Raw genomic sequence first — 16,065 nt, 5'->3', positions numbered from 1 at the left:
AATAAAGCAAAATACTCAAAAGAAACAAAGTAGTAAATCATTTTGTTGTAGATTCTGGTGTGCCGTCAGAATCTGCATACATATCTTAAATTTGAGAAGATATTGGCAGTTTTACTCATTCTCATTTCGATTCTCATTTCCTCTCTCACAATTGTTTTACCGTTACAAAATAAAGCATTCCATTTATATTTAATAAAATAAAGCAGGCGTTCTGCCTGCCTGCCCGCCCAACAAAGAAATATTTACGACAACTCCATAAAGCGAATGGCTACCAAAAGTCCTGTTCAACAGGGTTTTCATTTCTTACCCGTTGGGCAAAACGAAAACCTGATTATTAGAGGCTGCCTTACTTTTTTCGGTCTTGCGGAAGTACGTTGCGTTGCTCAAAAATGTAGCTTGTATTTTTGTCTGCCAACCAGTCTATTAGTTTTATGATACCAACCACATTTAAGATAATTCCCAATGGAACACCAATAAGATAATCAGTCAGGGTAACCAAATTGTCCTTGTAAATTATTGTAAAGAAGAAATAAATGCAAGGAGCAAACAACAACCAGCTTGTTGCAAGTCCTGCATTGTAAATTGTTTTGCCTTTTATGTTGAAAACAGTTGTATGTGCTACAGTATTTCCGAGTGATACTATAATGGTCGCAATTCCTAACCATACTGCTTTTTCTCCCATTATTGCGGCAAGTAGATAAGGCACCCAACCAACGAACACATTCACATAAAATGAGGTGTTTGAATTTAATGGATACCTGTCTGGTATGTCGCTATTATACATAGCCCTGTTAACCATACCGGGAAATGTTCCCGGTATTCTGTATTCTTCAAGTTGATGTAGAAATAGCGATACCAAACTCAACCACATTAATAGTTGATAGTTTGTCATTGAGGAATAAAAGTAAAATACACCTAAAGCAGTAATAATTGCGAATAAGCCACCAAGGTCGAACCAATGTTTGCGTAAGAAATTCATTTTGTTTTGTTCTAAATTAGTTGGTAAAATTAGCACGTCAATGAGCAGCAAATATTGATTATACGCAATACTTTTAAAGTCGGCTAAGTGTCTCGGGTGCTAAACCCAAATAATAAGCAATGTATACTGCTTTTAGTTACTCTCAAAAACTCCATACAGAAATGGTTACCAAAGCCTAGTTCAACAGGGTTTTCATCTCTCTCTGAGCAAAATGAAAACTCAATTATTAGCCGCAAGTGGTTATTTGCCCGCTTCGCTTTTCCATTCGTGTTCAATATTGGTCATTAATAAAGCATTGTCAAAAATTACCGAACCTTTTGGAAAAATTTCCTCATTTTCAAAAAAACTAGATCTGACTTTTGAAACCTCAAGCGGTGTTACTTTCCAGTTATACGCTTTCAATCTTAGTCCGTCAAATTTGTCTTTGTTTGGAGAGTAACCGAGGTCGCCATTTTCAAAAAAGCCAGAAGCATTTTCTAATGTTCCAAAAATCGATTTGTCATTAAATAACTCCGTTTCATTTGCATCAATTAATATTTCAGTGTCGTCTGAACTTTTAAAGTCAATATGATAATTCCCATTTTTTTCTTCTACGTTGAATTTTGCGTAGGAATGTTTACCAGGAAATATCCGTCCACCAACAAGAGTGTTTAGTTTTAACGAAGTATCTCTGCGAGGAATGTAAACGCCTGATTTTGTCACACCGTTTTCATCCCAATCCACCGCAATTCGGTGTGCACCATTTTCTGAATTTACGCCAATAAAGTCAGGAAAGCCTTTTGGTTTTATATTTTTAAGCCTGATAAGGCAAATTCCAACAATAGCTTTGCCTTTATATATTTTTGGCCTAAAAGGAAATGGAATAATTTTCTCTACTGCTTTTGGGTCAGCCGTGAAGTTGATTAAAACTCTTCTGTCGATATATCCGTGTATTGTTGGAATTTTCATTGTCGTGTCGGGATTTCTACCATTGCAGGTAACGGCGGTGGCTTTGCGATGGTGCGGCAATGGCGAACCGTCAGTTGAATTTTGTAGTAAAGTTAAATAGAATTACCGAAATTGAGTCTTTGACGGTCAGCCAAACCGATTGTTGTCTGTAGGGCTTCTAATCTTCAATTCGTTCATAATTTACTTTATTGCTTTTTTCACTAATTGTCAAACTTATTCTTGTTGGATAATTATCAATTAATGAATATTTTCTCTATGAAAGTCATTGCCATCACAATAATTTATTATTAATCCTTTTTTGTTGATTGAAATTTATTGTGGTGTCGTTTATATACTCATTTCCATTCGTAAATTCTTTATGCCGCTTATTGTCGCCTAAAATAGTTTAAGGATTGGTTTAGTATTAATGTGTCATTGCTTGGTAGTATTGGGCTAGTTGCTTTTGTCAACCAGGTTCCCGAAAAAGTGATATTATTATTGGTCGATTTTTTGAACAATATCGTGTCCGTAGAAAAGTGAAAATTAGTGTATGGTGAATAGCCTGACGGGGGCTGGTTGCCAGTACCTGTCGTAAATGAAGGCAATGAATAATTGAACTTTATGAAAGCTGCCGTGTCGGGCTTAATTATGATGAAACTATCTTGAACAATAGTATATTTTCCATTGTCAATAGGCAAATGAAAATTCCGAAATGTATAATTACCACTATTGTCAAAAGTTATTTTAATGCTGTCCAATGTTGTTGATGATGTAGAATTTTGGATAGGAAAAGGGCTATTTGTCAAAACTGCGGGATAAGCATACGAATTGATAGTTTGATTTGTAAATATCCAGGTTCCGACCACTGTATTATTAGACGATATGTCACTTTTTGAGCAAGACACCAAGAATGTCAGGTACAAGACAAATAAAATGATTTTTTTAAACATTTGCGAGGTTTTTATAAGTGACGCACAACTCATAGAAAAGTATCCGTAAAGCCCATTTTAAAAGCCCCACCTTGAAAGTTATGATGTGGCTTTGCGGTATACTTTTTTATCGACCGATGTCGCCGTAAGACGCTATTGGGGACAAAATATCCAACTGTTCTTTTCTATAATATTGGTTTTTAAAATAAGTTCAAATCTCAAAAGCACTTTTTCGGTAATTCTATTACGTTATAATTCTTTTGAATGTTTAAAAATAATATTTTTCTACTACTTTTTAGCTACTTTCAAAAACTCCATAAAGCTGATGGCTACCAAAGATTCCGTTCAACAGAGCTTTCGTTTTGCCCAACGGGCAAAAAATGAAAGCACAGTTATTAGCAGCAGATTTATCATGTTATATAGTTTGTAATCGAAGTCTTTAAATAATTTAATTCATTTCCAGAAAAGTCCTTTGATAATGCATAAGTGAAAGAGTCCACATTCATTTGTATGATTAAGTTTAAAGCTTGTAAACGGTCTTTAATGAATAAAAGAATATATTTTCCAGGTATATTTGATAAGGCATTAATTATTGTGTTGAAATATGTTTTTAATTTTCGTATTTGCGCTCTTAGTGTATAACTTTTCTTTTTCGTCTTTAATGTATTTTCAACGGATGATAGGTAGTCGGAAATAAAATTGAGTCGATAGACTGGAGAGGCTCCAGCAAAATCAAAGTTTCGATTTGTGTTTAATCCATAGTAAGAAAGTCCCAATGAGTGTTGCTGAATTAGAATGAAAGAAGAAGCAATTTCGCTTAAACAATCTGCCGTTTTACTAAGTAAGTCGTTATAATCAAAAAGTTGATCTATGTCGCTGTCTTTTAGTTTAGAGTCCTTAAGCCTTATTAGTTCATAAATGGCTTTTTTAGAGATTAAGCAATTTTCTATTGAGTATTTTTTGAGATAGAATAAATTCGGGTGATTAACCTTTGTTCCTAAAATATGGTCAAAGTCCAAATCCACTACAAACACCTTTTTCTTGTTGACAACGTTAGATTGAGATTCTGTAATGACGTTACCTTTACCGTTTAATGGAAATATTTTATTGAACTTAATATTAGGAAATAATATTTTAAGAACATTATAATACAAATGCTCTTGCTCGGTATCCTCAATGTAAAATTCAATATCATTAAACTGAGCATAGAAAATGTCCTGTCCTGCTAAAAATGAATCAAATAATTCTGGAAAGCCCATGCTCATAATTAAGAGCTCGAAAAATAGCCCTTCCAGTTGTTAAAAGTTAGTTCTAGTTACTCGCTGAAACCTTAACACCTATTGGCTTTCACAGAAATATTTATATATTTTGTTTTTTGACAATTGTACTTGTTTTTTAAAGCATTGGCCTTAATAAATAGATAAGGCGCATCAATAACAGGGCATCCAAACTTTAAATAGTCTATAATCGCATTTCCCATTTCTTCTGAGAGTGGCAGATCTATTTTCTTCCCTGTCTTTCGCTGTACAAGAATAATGCGGTTGGTTGTCCAATCTAGATTACAGTAACGCAGCCCAATAATATCAGAGACGCGTAACCCATATCGCGCAGCAAGTAAGATCATCGCATAATCACGCTTACCTTGCGGGCTACTCCGATCGATTATTTTTATCAATCTTTCTATTTCTTCACAAGAATATACAGATGGTATTTTAGGTTGTCTTATCTGTCTTAATTGCAATATAGAATTCCAGTATTTAGGGTAATTGTTCACTAATAACTTTCTTTCACACAGATATCGCAGGAATACTCTAATGGTCATGATCGTATTATTTTTATTTACTTCACCATTAACTGTTTTATTTAAGTGAGACAAAAATTGCATTATAGATGGTGCATCGATATCTGATACGACTCTTTGTGTCTGTTGCAGAAAGAGATAAAGGTTTTTAATTCGTTCTTTGTAACGCTGAACCGTTGATGCTGGACGCTTTTCAGCTATGGCATATTCAATGAATTCATTAAAAGGAATACCTAGGTCACTTATAAATGTGATAGGCGGCATCATGAGTCGTTTGACAGAAAAGGATCCCTTTTCCAAGTAATCCGAAAGAATCTCGATATAACGGATCCTATCTTTACTTGATTTTTTATAATCGTTATAAGGTATATCGCCAAATCGAGCCTTAATATGGGCTTCCCCAACTGCTCTACTATAAATAGTAATACCTAAATTTATCATGTACCTGTCAAGATGCTCCCAGGAATGGACACACTTCTTAATACAGGCCGGCCTGTATTTGGAGGCTTTTAATACTTCCAAGAAATCTGCAGTCAGTGCAGACAGATGCTTTACTTCCATAATTACTAATTTGAGGTTAAATACCCCAAATTTGGCAATTATTATGTAAAGTAATTATGTAAAGAATCGAGTTTAAGGGGCCGGAAATAGAACAGTGGTAAACGGCAGGATGAGCAGCGTTTACATAATATTTTAGTTTACATAAGCGATTGTACATAACGATTATACGCGCGAAGTGCCGCCTAAATTTGAAATATTTACGGACAGGATAGAAATTACTTCGGCAGGTTCTCTGTCCGAAGGTTTAAGCCGGAGTGAATTTTTTGACGGTTACTCCATTCCCCGTAACAAGGAGTTGATGCGCGTTTATAAAGACTTAGAAATGGTAGAGCAATTGGGTACGGGTGTTATGCGGATAACAGCCTATTACGGGCATAGGTGTTTTCGCTTCTCCGAGAATTTCACTCGAATGATATTTCCGGCTGCCGAAGCAACTGGTGAAAATATACAGCATGCGTTGGGTAAAGGGTTGGGTAAAGAATTGGGTAAAGAACTTTCTGCGACGCAAATCAAAATATTACACTTAATAAATAGCAACCCCAAAATATCGGCAAGAGAAGTGGCGCAAAATATCGGCATAAGCATAACGGCGATTGAAAACAATATACGCAAGCTCAGAGAGGCAAAAATATTGGAACGAGCAGGCGGCAGAAAAGAGGGCTATTGGAAAATAATTTCATAAATGGGTGGGTACAAAAATTTGTAATTCATGAACGAATTACAAATTAGATACTTTATGAAATACTACCTACTACCTAATTCAGGCTCATTCCGTTTATAAACGTATTTATATAATCCATTATTCTTTTTAAAATTCGATCGCCTAAAATTTTCCGTTGCAGCAAACTTGGTTTTTCGCCTTCAATAAGTTCCAAAACCTCATCACGTAAGGGTTCTCTTTCTGCAAAGAGATAATCTTCAATAAGTTTTTGCGTGCGCTCGGCTGATAAGCTTTCTTCCTTCACAATTTTTGAAAATTCTTTCTGCTGCTCCGCATTCCAAAATTTTTCAAATGCAGGAGTAATATTATCGGCATCCGAAATGACAGGAAGATTTTCCTGTATGAATTTTTCGATTAATTCGCGCTTACTACGCAAAGCAGCTTCAGTATTCAGTAGATTAAATATTTCTTCTTCTGTTTGTTTGGCGGCTCTGCTTTGAGACGTTGTTGTTTTTAATTTTATTAAAAGATGAATAATGTATGCCACATTTATTTCATCCCGATGAATCAGTTCCAATTCAAAATCCACATCTTCCAGAATGGAAACCTTCTCTTTCCTATGGTTATCTTTTACCTTTTGCCACAAATCAAGGTATTTACTTTTGTAATCCTCAAAAAGTTGTTCGCTCATTTTCAAATCTCCCCACTTAAAGTTAGAAAATGTGGTCAGCACATTCGTAATTCTCATTAAATCGCGGAAAGCCTTTATAAAATCCAATTCATCTTCTTCTGTTACAAGCCCGTTGACACTGTCAGGTGTCGGAACTATTTCCGTCAACTTTTCAAATGCTGTATCAAAGGCAATGACATAATTTTCATACGGTTGCATGATGATAACTTCAATAGCATCTTTATTACTGAAAAGAGTTATTGCTTCATCCGTCCGATTTTTCAGATTGCGGAAAACAACGATGTTGCCCTGTGATTTTGTTTCATTCAAAACCCTATTAGTTCGACTGTATGCCTGAATCAGTCCATGATATTTCAAATTTTTATCAACATATAAAGTATTTATTTTTTTCGCATCAAAACCGGTCAGAAACATATTGACCACTAATAAAATATCAATTCTGTGACTATCATTTTCCGGTTGACGTTCGCGGTCTTTAAGTTTCTTGGAAATGTCGTTGTAATAATTGTAAAAATCTTGACTGGTTTTGGTCGAATATTTTGTACCGTAAAGCTGATTGTAATCTTCAATATATTCATCCAGTTTTTCACGGCTATGTGCCGCCAAACCATATAAAACCTTCGGCTCTTCTGCAATAGACAATTCTTCAGGTAAAAATCCGTTTGCATCGGCATTATCTTCATTTGCAGCATAACTGAAGATAGTTGCGATATTCAGATTGTGTTTACCTTCTTGTTTTTTCTGCTTAAATAAATCATAGTATTTCGTAAGGCTTTTTACACTGTCCACACAAAACATGGCGGAAAAATCTTTGTTATGTGTTTTTCGATTGTGATGGGCAATAATATAATCAACAATTTTATCCAATCGTTTCTTATCTTCCATCAATTCCTGCGTATCGATATCTTCCACTTCAATATCAATTTCAGTTGCACTGTCTTTTTGCCTATATCGCCCTACGTATTCTATAGAGAATTTCAATACGTTTTCATCTTTAATGGCATCTGTAATAACATACTTGTGCAGGCAGTCTTCAAAAAGGTCTTTAGTCGTTCGCTTGCCCAATTCATTTTTATTGGCATTATCTGCGAAAATAGGTGTGCCTGTAAAGCCAAACATTTGCGCATTATTGAAATACTCTTTAATTCGAGCGTGCGTTTCTCCAAACTGGCTCCTATGGCATTCGTCGAATATGAAAACAATACGTTTACCTTTCAAATCCGCCATTTTCTTTTCATACTTCATCTTGCTGATTGCTGTGTTGAGTTTCTGAATAGTCGTAACAATCAATTTGGTATTTTTGGCTTCTCCTTTTTTATCTGTGTATGTTCCAATAAATTGTTTTACAAGATTATTCGTATTATCTGTACCGTCAACACTACCTTCACTGAAACTGTTGAACTCTCTGGTTGTCTGATAATCCAAATCTTTTCTGTCCACTACAAAGATGACTTTGTGTACTTGCGGAAGATTCATTAAAATTTGGCTCGCTTTGAAACTCGTCAATGTTTTTCCAGAACCCGTTGTATGCCATATATAACCGTTTTTCGTGGAGTTCTTTACGCGTTCAATCAGTGCTTCAACAGCATAAAACTGATACGGACGAAGTGCCATCGGGACTTTATAGGACTCGTTCAGAACAATGTATTTGCATATCATTTTACTGACGTGACAAGGCTCCAGAAAAGTATCTGTAAAGCCGTTCAGTATGTTTGTAAGCCGTTTATTTTCGGCATCCGTCCAATAAAACGTTTGTTTGAAACTCTGTTTGGGATTGTTGGCAAAATATTTTGTATTTACGCCATTACTGATGACGAATAATTGAATGTATTGAAACAAAGCATTTCCGGAACCATAAGAATGGCGTTGATAACGATTGGTTTGGTTAAAGGCTTCTTTCAGTTCTAAGCCTCTGCGCTTAAGTTCAATCTGCACCAACGGCAATCCGTTAATAAGTAATGTGACATCATATCGATTTTCATATTTGCCGGACATCGTTACCTGATTCGTCACTTGATATTCATTTTGGCACCAATGTTCTGTCTGTATAAATTCGAAATAAAGATTATCCCCATTATCCCTGATAATGTGTTGTCTTTCCCGCAGAATTTTTGCTTTTTCAAATAAAGAACCTTTATTGAGTATATTCAATATTTTATCAAATTCGGCAGTAGAAAGTGAGATCTTATTGTGTTTCTCCAATTGTGTTTTTAAATTGGCTAACAAGGCTGTTTCATTTGCCACCGTAATATATTGATACCCCAATTTTTGTAATTGGGATATCAATTGTTCTTCCAGTACTTGTTCGGATTGCTTGCTCATAATGAATGCCAAGTTAGTTAAATTCTACCTTAATCCTTTGAACATTTGTTCTATTGTCTTTTTCTTTTGTTCCATATTCGGATGAACATACAGATTTAATGTTGTGCTGATGTTTGAATGCCCAAGTAAAACGCTGACGGTTTTGTAATCACAGTTGCTTTCGATGCATCTTGTAGCAAAGCTGTGCCGCAATCCGTGAAACTTGAGTGAAGGCATTCCCAATTCGTCCATAAGTTTTTTGTAATAGCTTCTGTAAGTTCGAGGCTCTGTGGGTTTTGCATCGTTGGTCAGCACAAAAAAAGAATTATTTACAATTTTCTTGTCCGGCTTGATCATTCTGAGTAAATCTCTGCTCATCGGTATCTCGCGTATAGAATGTTTTGTTTTCGGTGTATCTAAAATAAGCTCTGTTTTACGAATACCGTTTTCAATATTGTAGATACGTTGTATGGTCTTTCGCACATGAATAATTCCTGTTTCAGTATTAATATCTTCCCATGTAAGTGCACAAATTTCGCCGATACGCATTCCTGCACTTAAACAAATATAAACGCCCAGATTCCGGAATGTGAAATGCTCCTTTACATGATTCATTATTTTTTTCTGGTTGGTTCGGCTTAATACTTCAATCACTAGTTTTTCCCGTTCAGTAGGAAAATGTATCTCAAGCGGTTGATAGTCGAACCATTTATGTTTCGCACCGAATTTTAAAACCATCTTCAACACTATCAAAATGTCCTTTACGGTTTTGTGACTCAATCCTTGCTCGAGCTTTTGAAATACAAAACTTTGTGCATCTTTCTCTGTTACAGACATGCTGCTCCCAAATACCGGCAGTATGTGGTTTTCAAGCAATAATACGTAAGCAGAATAGCTCGATTTCTTAATGTACAGTTTTTTGTCGGCTTTCCATAATTCAATGATTTCAGAAATTGTCTTTTGTTCGTTCATAACAGATTTTAAGTTTAAAAACCTCAAAGGAAATGAATAAAGTTTTTGAAATACTTAAGGATATACATTCAGTAATGTTCCAAATTTGAGATTTACTGAATTTACTGAGGAATGGGAAACTAAGAAGTTGGGGGAAGTCATGGAATTCAAAGTAACCAATTTCTTTTCTCGTGAAAATTTGAATTACGAAATAGGAACTGTAAAAAATATCCATTACGGAGATATTCATACTAAATTTCAAACCTTATTTGATATTACGAATGAAATAGTCCCATTTATAAATGACGAAATAAATGTGGTAAGAATCTCTGATGAAAATTATTGCAGAGAAGGAGATGTCATATTTGCAGATGCTTCCGAAGATTTGAATGATGTAGGTAAAAGTATCGAAATTATAAATGTCAATGGCGAGAAATTATTATCAGGTTTACACACCTTATTAGGAAGACCAAAATCAAGTATTTTTCATTTGGGCTTTAATGGTTATTTGTTCAAATCTAATTCTGTCAGAACCCAAATTCAAAAAGAGTCCCAAGGGTCGAAGGTTTTAAGCATCAATACTAGAAGGATTTCAAAAATAGAATTATCATTTCCCTCTGTAAATGAGCAAGAAAAAATCACTCCTTTATTGAGCTTGTTGGATGAACGTATTCAAACCCAAAACAAAATAATTAAGGAGTTAAATGTACTAAAGGCTACCGTTACTAAAAGAGTATTTTCTTGTCAATTGAGATTCAAAGATGAAAACGGAAATTCTTTTCCAGAGTGGGAAGAAAAGAAATTGGGAGAGATTGCCCACATTAAAAGCGGATTAAGTAAAGACCAAAATTGTAATTCTTATGGATACAAAGTAACCAGAATTGAAACAATCAGTGATGGTACAATCAATCTAAACAAAATTGGTTACATCGACTTTGATGGAAATATTGACGATTATAAAATCAAAAAGGGAGATATTTTATTAAGTAATATCAATAGCGTTTCTCACATTGGGAAAACGGCAATAGCTTATTTTGATTTAGAGTTATATCATGGAATGAATTTATTATGTATAAAAAGTAAATATGGATTAAATCCATTATTCCTTTATTATTACTTGAATACCGTAAAAATTCGTAATTATTTTAAATCTATTTGCAATCAGGCTGTAAGCCAAGCGAGTATCAATCAAACGGAATTGGGCAAAACAATGGTTGTTTTCCCTCTGCTAAAGGAACAAACTAAAATCGCTGAATTCCTTTCCTCTATCGACTCAAAAATTGACATTGAAATCCAACTTTTGCAAAAATTAGAAGGACAGAAAAGGTTTTTACTGCAACAAATGTTTGTATAATTTTCTACACAAACATTTGTTGTAACAGATATTTTTTTTGTATTCCCAATTGCTCTAAAATTGCTTTTTCAGTTTGGATTTTTTGGTCTGTTTTTGACAAAAATAAAGCAATTTGCTTTTGCTCTTCTAATTCTGGAAATGGAATAAGTATCTCAGCGAAATAACTGTAACTAATCATCTTTCCATCTCTTATTCCTTCTAGTTTTTTGTTAAGTAGTTTAATGTAATCGGGCGTTTTAAAATAGTATTTATAAAAGCTCTGCATAATCTCAATCTTGTTTCTAAGAATAATATATGCGGGGCTACAAATACCTTTATAATCAGAATGCTCAATACCTCCCTGAAAACTTCTTAAACTAATGATAAAATCACCTATTTCCACCACTTTATAACTTTCAATACTTCTTTCAGTAACCATAATTTGATAATCAATTAAATCTCGTGGAACGGCTCCTTTAACTTGGGTTATCGCTAATATTGATAAATCAGAATTGTGGCTTTTATTAGAAATACTTTCAAATAATTCACCTCCTTTTTTGAAGCTCCATAATGGAAAATATCTTCCATTACTATTTTTTAATTTTATTTTTTGTCTGAAAATCTTTTCTTGCAATCCCAACATTTGGGTTTTTAGATTTTCAATTATTTTGTTTTGAGTTTGGATTCTGCCATCAATTAAAGAAAGGAAAGAAGCGATTCTTTGTTGTTCGAGAAGCGAAGGCAAATGAATTTCTATTTCTTCAATTGTTTTCTTTGACAAACTCGGAACGCCAGATGCTTCATTGTGTTCTTTCCAGTTTATTAATTGGAAAATATAGAAAACAAATTTTGGAACGGCACTAATGAAGGAATGAGTATAAAACAATGTATCAACAGTCCAAATTTTGCCCTTATAATATAGAGGCTTATCAATTGTCCCTTTTCTTCCAATGCAAACAGTTTCACCGTCATAAAGAAATGAGTTGACATAAGTCATAATTCCTCCAGTCCCAAATACTGGGATTTCCCCCTTATCTAAATGTCTGTAATCTCTTCCATTTCCAATGGCAAACACTTCTCCCAATGTCTTCCGTTCCCAATCATATCCAAACTCCTTAAATCTCAAATTTGGAACATTACGTTTATTGTTACTCTTTGTTTTCATCTCGATTATTATTATTCTCAACTGTAAACATTAAGGATCAAACCATTAAAAAAATAATCCCAGTTCTTTAAAATATACATCTATCTGCTTATCCAAATCGGCACGCTTGGCTTCCAAAGTTTTTATTTCTTGCATCACGGCATGAATATCGATTTCTTCTTCCGCCTCAAAAGTATCCACGTAACGAGGAATGTTAAGATTATAATCATTATCGGCAATCTCCTGTAAAGTAGCGCAATGGCTGTACTTTTCAATCTCCTTGCGATTGCGATATGTGTCCACAATCTTATTGATGTGTTCCTCTCGCAAAACATTTTGGTTTTTTACTTTTTCAAACCCCTGGCTTGCATCTATAAACAATACGTTCTCGTTTTCCTTACGGCATTTACTGAATACCAGAATACATGTAGGAATACTTGTACCGTAAAAAATATTTGCCGGCAAACCGATAACGGCATCCAAATAATTTTTTTGTTCAATTAAATATCTTCGGATATGCAATTCTGCCGCTCCGCGAAATAAAACACCGTGCGGTAATACAATCGCCATTGTTCCGTTATCTGCCAAATGATAAATCATGTGCTGTACAAAAGTGTAATCAGCTTTGCTGGAGGGAGCCAACTTGCCGTACTGACTGAATCGGTCATCACTCAGGTGCAATGGATTGGCACTCCACTTAGCGGAAAACGGTGGATTGGCGACAATTGCTTCAAATTGCTTGTCGATATGTTGCGGGCGTTCAAGCGTATCTTCCTGCTTGATGTCAAAATCACGGTAATGCACACCATGCAAAATCATATTCATCCGCGCAAGGTTGTACGTGGTACGGTTCATTTCCTGTCCGTAAAAATTTCCCACTTTCGTCTCCCTTGCCACGCGCAACAACAAAGAACCGGAGCCGCAAGTTGGGTCATACACCGATTTCAGTTTGTGCTTTCCCGTGGTAACAATCTGTGCGAGAATTTTAGAAACTTCTTGCGGCGTATAGAATTCGCCCGCCTTTTTACCGGCGCCGCTGGCAAATTGTGCAATCAGGTATTCGTAGGAATCGCCCAAAACATCCGATTCGGTATCTTCCAATTTAAAATCAATCTTATCCAAATGAGAAAGCACTTTGGCAATAATGGCATTGCGGGCTTCAGGCGTTTTACCCAGCTTGGTGCTGTTCAAATCCATATCTTCAAAGAGATTGTCAAAATCTTCTTCGCTTTCCGTACCCATCGTGCTCAACTGGATATTGATAAGGATTTTTTGTAGGTCTTTGAGTATGAAGTTTGTTTTTGCTTCGTCGAAAGTTTCGTCTTCTTTATTGCCTCCTTTGCCTCTGGCAGCCACCTCTCCGAATAATTCTTCAGGCTTTAAAAAATAACCCAGCTTTTCCAGTGACTCTTCTTTGATGGCTTCCAAAAATTCCACAGCCTGCGGTGTTTTCGGCGTTATATCCCGAAACTTTATTTTATCCTGCTTTAAAATATTGTTGGCAAACATTTCCATTTTCTCGCTCAGGTATTTGTAGAAAATGAAACCCAAAATATAGTCGCGGAACTCATCCGCATTCATTTTGCCGCGCAACGTATTTGCTATATTCCAAAGTTGCTGCTCCAGTTGTCTTTTCTGATCTTCACTCATCTAATAACTAATATTATAAAATCTTAAACTAAATTTACTTTTTCTTATTAATTCGTAGCGATTGTTTTAATAAACTGATGATATAGTCAATATCATCCAAATCTGTAAGTTTTATTTCGTAAGAACCGTTGCCCCAATGCCCAACGTTTGAAACGTCTCTTGCAATTTTCTTTTGATCCTGCAAATCGCCGCTTTTAAGGTTTAAATAAATTTTTAAACCCTTACCCTGTAACACAATGTCGCAGAAAATATTATTGTCGATTTTAAATCCGATTGTTTGCTTTTTGGGTTGGTTTGTAACATTATCACTAAGAGACATAAGCCGCTCTTTTACTTGTTCGTAAAGTTCTCTCGTTTCAAAATCGACTTTTTGTAAATGGTCTTGTTCGGTAAATACTTTCACTTCTTTATTGACGGCTTCAACCGCTTTGTCATTTCTCGAAATAGTTTTGATGCTTTCCTTTGCCGATGTCTTTTGAATCTGGTCAAATGAAATCGTATCATTCTCAAACCGTTTGATTTCCCAAAGTTCAATCGGCAGGTCTTTGAAATTTATTGCTTCTCTTTGATAGGTTGTAAACTGCGGTGAAATAAAAATCACTTTTGATTGTGTCCAATCAACATCTGTGCGCTTGAGCGTTGTTTTATTGTTTTCGTTGAAGTCCAAAATGAAATCTGCTTTGTTGTTTAGCATTAAAGATAAGTATGCATATCCCTGATCAATTACGCTGAAATTCTTATCCCGTTTATATTCAACAATTACAAATGATTTACTTTCCACGTCAAATGCTAAAGTATCTATACGGAAATTGTTAAGCGCAAACTCGGAACGGATAAATTCAAGATTCAAAAGTGATTTTAAATTCTTCTCGACTAACGACTGAATTCCCTTTTCAAACTTGAAAGGGAGTTCTTTAATAAAGCTTAATTTTTGTCCTAATTTATAAATTGCCATTTTGCTTATAATATCAATTTCATAATTCAATATCTTAATATTCGTTGTGCCGAAATCACAATGCCATTGTTTTATACGCCCTGTCTTTTATTTATTTGTTGAAAATTCCGGATTTCAAATCCCGAATAGCAGGGTTTTAAAGGCATCCATTCTTTAGAGTGTTGTGGTAAATATAGTAAATTGTATTACACATAGAGAATTATATATCCGTAAGTTTATCTTCTTTAATAGGATATAAAACTGTCTTCAATTTATCCAGAGCTTTTGTATGCTTTACAATATCCATATTTTTTAGATTCATTAGTTTCCATTGAACAGAAGGTAAATTAGAAACTTCATCTATGTTTTCTAATCCCAATAAATCCCAATTGGGATTTCTACCTTTAAAGGATAGTAGAAAATTTCTTTCATTATCCGTCATATTTTTATGGATAATATCAATAAGATGCTCCCTTGTTTGCTCTAATTCTTCAATTGGTATATTTACTTCTGCCATATCTGCAAATTCAGAAACATAAATATCCCCTATATCCTTTCTGTGCGGAGCTAACAGTTCTGACATAGGTCGTTGGTGACTTATGAGAAATACTAACAATGTTTTACGAAGATCCTCAGTAAAACCTTCGTTCTCTAAGAGAAACTTCACATCAAACAAATCTCTAGGATGCTGTCTATCCAAAGCTGCACAAATTTTTCCAGCATATAAATCAGGTAATGAAGCAACTTGGATTTCAGCATAACCAAATTCTTTTTCTACTACTTCACATACCTCCATGCGCTCTTCTGGAAATACAGTTCCTCTTATTACAGGAGATAATTCCACTTTTATGCGAACATCTCCTAACTGAAGAATCAGACGTAGTGCATCACTTTGTTCGTGAGTATTTTGTATACGTATATCTGGAATTGTCTTCTTTATTAATGTACTCAAACGTGTTAATGCTGCACGAATATTAATCAAAGCCTCTTCACGTCCTTCAGAAGGAAGATATAGCAAGTCAATATCTACCGACAACCGTGGTAATTCTCTAAAAAATAAATTGATGGCTGTTCCTCCTTTTAGAGCGAAACACTTTTCACTATCTAATAGTGGTAATACTCGTACTAAAAGTTGTACCTGTTTATAGTAAACACTGTCTTTCTTCATTATTTTAATTTTCGAAATTTTTAGGAACGGTTATC

Annotated in this window: 13 protein-coding genes; 2 read left to right on the top strand and 11 right to left on the bottom strand. The window is 34.8% G+C overall.

Annotated elements, in window-relative coordinates; genetic code table 11:
* Positions 1–346 precede the first annotated feature (346 nt).
* The 5 genes from ACQR30_RS01040 to ACQR30_RS01020 all read right to left on the bottom strand — a co-directional run bounded on the left by ACQR30_RS01040 (position 347) and on the right by ACQR30_RS01020 (position 5,197).
* A complete protein-coding gene (locus ACQR30_RS01040) occupies positions 347–979 on the bottom strand; it encodes an HXXEE domain-containing protein (protein WP_429730015.1) in 633 nt (210 codons plus the stop codon).
* Between the two features lie 240 nt (positions 980–1,219).
* The gene (locus tag ACQR30_RS01035) at positions 1,220–1,927 is read right to left on the bottom strand and encodes a DUF2071 domain-containing protein (RefSeq protein WP_429730012.1); all 708 of its coding nucleotides are present in this window, start codon (positions 1,925–1,927) and stop codon (positions 1,220–1,222) included.
* Between the two features lie 365 nt (positions 1,928–2,292).
* The gene (locus tag ACQR30_RS01030) at positions 2,293–2,856 is read right to left on the bottom strand and encodes a hypothetical protein (RefSeq protein ID WP_429730010.1); all 564 of its coding nucleotides are present in this window, start codon (positions 2,854–2,856) and stop codon (positions 2,293–2,295) included.
* A gap of 389 nt (positions 2,857–3,245) precedes the next feature.
* The gene (locus ACQR30_RS01025) at positions 3,246–4,094 is read right to left on the bottom strand and encodes a DUF4435 domain-containing protein (protein WP_429730007.1); all 849 of its coding nucleotides are present in this window, start codon (positions 4,092–4,094) and stop codon (positions 3,246–3,248) included.
* Positions 4,095–4,165: 71 nt separating this feature from the next.
* Positions 4,166–5,197 (bottom strand): tyrosine-type recombinase/integrase, encoded by a 1,032-nt coding sequence (locus ACQR30_RS01020; RefSeq protein ID WP_429730004.1) that lies wholly within the window; start codon positions 5,195–5,197, stop codon positions 4,166–4,168.
* A 175-nt stretch (positions 5,198–5,372) separates the two neighbouring features.
* On the opposite strand from ACQR30_RS01020, the gene ACQR30_RS01015 reads away from it, so the two are divergent.
* On the top strand, positions 5,373–5,879 hold the full coding sequence (locus tag ACQR30_RS01015) for an ATP-binding protein (protein WP_429730002.1): 507 nt from the start codon (positions 5,373–5,375) through the stop codon (positions 5,877–5,879).
* Positions 5,880–5,952: 73 nt separating this feature from the next.
* Here the strand turns inward: ACQR30_RS01015 and ACQR30_RS01010 are convergent, their stop codons facing one another.
* Both ACQR30_RS01010 and ACQR30_RS01005 read right to left on the bottom strand, forming a co-directional pair.
* Positions 5,953–8,871 carry a type I restriction endonuclease subunit R gene (locus ACQR30_RS01010; protein WP_429729999.1) on the bottom strand — a complete coding sequence of 973 codons (2,919 nt, stop codon included), beginning with the start codon at positions 8,869–8,871 and terminating at the stop codon, positions 5,953–5,955.
* Between the two features lie 24 nt (positions 8,872–8,895).
* Complete coding sequence (locus tag ACQR30_RS01005; protein WP_429729996.1) at positions 8,896–9,822, bottom strand: tyrosine-type recombinase/integrase; 927 nt, start codon at positions 9,820–9,822, stop codon at positions 8,896–8,898.
* Between the two features lie 85 nt (positions 9,823–9,907).
* Here ACQR30_RS01005 and ACQR30_RS01000 point away from each other — a divergent pair, with 85 nt between their 5' ends.
* On the top strand, positions 9,908–11,155 hold the full coding sequence (locus ACQR30_RS01000) for a restriction endonuclease subunit S (protein ID WP_429729993.1): 1,248 nt from the start codon (positions 9,908–9,910) through the stop codon (positions 11,153–11,155).
* Between the two features lie 4 nt (positions 11,156–11,159).
* On the opposite strand, the gene ACQR30_RS00995 is transcribed toward ACQR30_RS01000, so the two are convergent.
* From ACQR30_RS00995 to ACQR30_RS00980, 4 genes are all read right to left on the bottom strand, one after another.
* Positions 11,160–12,299: a restriction endonuclease subunit S gene (locus ACQR30_RS00995; protein WP_429729991.1), complete on the bottom strand. Its 1,140-nt coding sequence runs from the start codon at positions 12,297–12,299 to the stop codon at positions 11,160–11,162.
* A gap of 45 nt (positions 12,300–12,344) precedes the next feature.
* Positions 12,345–13,928 (bottom strand): type I restriction-modification system subunit M, encoded by a 1,584-nt coding sequence (locus tag ACQR30_RS00990; RefSeq protein ID WP_429729989.1) that lies wholly within the window; start codon positions 13,926–13,928, stop codon positions 12,345–12,347.
* A gap of 34 nt (positions 13,929–13,962) precedes the next feature.
* Positions 13,963–14,883 (bottom strand): DUF5655 domain-containing protein, encoded by a 921-nt coding sequence (locus tag ACQR30_RS00985; RefSeq protein ID WP_429729987.1) that lies wholly within the window; start codon positions 14,881–14,883, stop codon positions 13,963–13,965.
* Between the two features lie 199 nt (positions 14,884–15,082).
* Positions 15,083–16,030, bottom strand: a complete 948-nt coding sequence (locus ACQR30_RS00980) for a nucleotidyl transferase AbiEii/AbiGii toxin family protein (protein WP_429729984.1) — start codon at positions 16,028–16,030, stop codon at positions 15,083–15,085.
* Positions 16,031–16,065: the final 35 nt, after the last annotated feature.

It is taken from the genome of Arachidicoccus sp., assembly GCF_050436765.1.
In the GTDB taxonomy this organism is placed as follows: domain Bacteria; phylum Bacteroidota; class Bacteroidia; order Chitinophagales; family Chitinophagaceae; genus Arachidicoccus.
The sequence above is the reverse complement of the archived record's forward strand: the minus strand, read 5'-3'. Positions and strand labels throughout refer to the sequence as shown.

Bases quoted from the DNA above. Each gene is read 5' to 3' on its own strand.
- ACQR30_RS00990 (WP_429729989.1), bottom strand. From the start codon at position 13,928: ATGAGTGAAGATCAGAAAAGACAACTGGAGCAGCAACTTTGGAATATA.
- ACQR30_RS01040 (WP_429730015.1), bottom strand. From the start codon at position 979: ATGAATTTCTTACGCAAACATTGGTTCGACCTTGGTGGCTTATTCGCA.
- ACQR30_RS01025 (WP_429730007.1), bottom strand. From the start codon at position 4,094: ATGGGCTTTCCAGAATTATTTGATTCATTTTTAGCAGGACAGGACATT.
- ACQR30_RS01010 (WP_429729999.1), bottom strand. From the start codon at position 8,871: ATGAGCAAGCAATCCGAACAAGTACTGGAAGAACAATTGATATCCCAA.
- ACQR30_RS01005 (WP_429729996.1), bottom strand. From the start codon at position 9,822: ATGAACGAACAAAAGACAATTTCTGAAATCATTGAATTATGGAAAGCC.
- ACQR30_RS01035 (WP_429730012.1), bottom strand. From the start codon at position 1,927: ATGAAAATTCCAACAATACACGGATATATCGACAGAAGAGTTTTAATC.
- ACQR30_RS00985 (WP_429729987.1), bottom strand. From the start codon at position 14,883: ATGGCAATTTATAAATTAGGACAAAAATTAAGCTTTATTAAAGAACTC.
- ACQR30_RS00980 (WP_429729984.1), bottom strand. From the start codon at position 16,030: ATGAAGAAAGACAGTGTTTACTATAAACAGGTACAACTTTTAGTACGA.
- ACQR30_RS00995 (WP_429729991.1), bottom strand. From the start codon at position 12,299: ATGAAAACAAAGAGTAACAATAAACGTAATGTTCCAAATTTGAGATTT.
- ACQR30_RS01030 (WP_429730010.1), bottom strand. From the start codon at position 2,856: ATGTTTAAAAAAATCATTTTATTTGTCTTGTACCTGACATTCTTGGTG.
- ACQR30_RS01020 (WP_429730004.1), bottom strand. From the start codon at position 5,197: ATGGAAGTAAAGCATCTGTCTGCACTGACTGCAGATTTCTTGGAAGTA.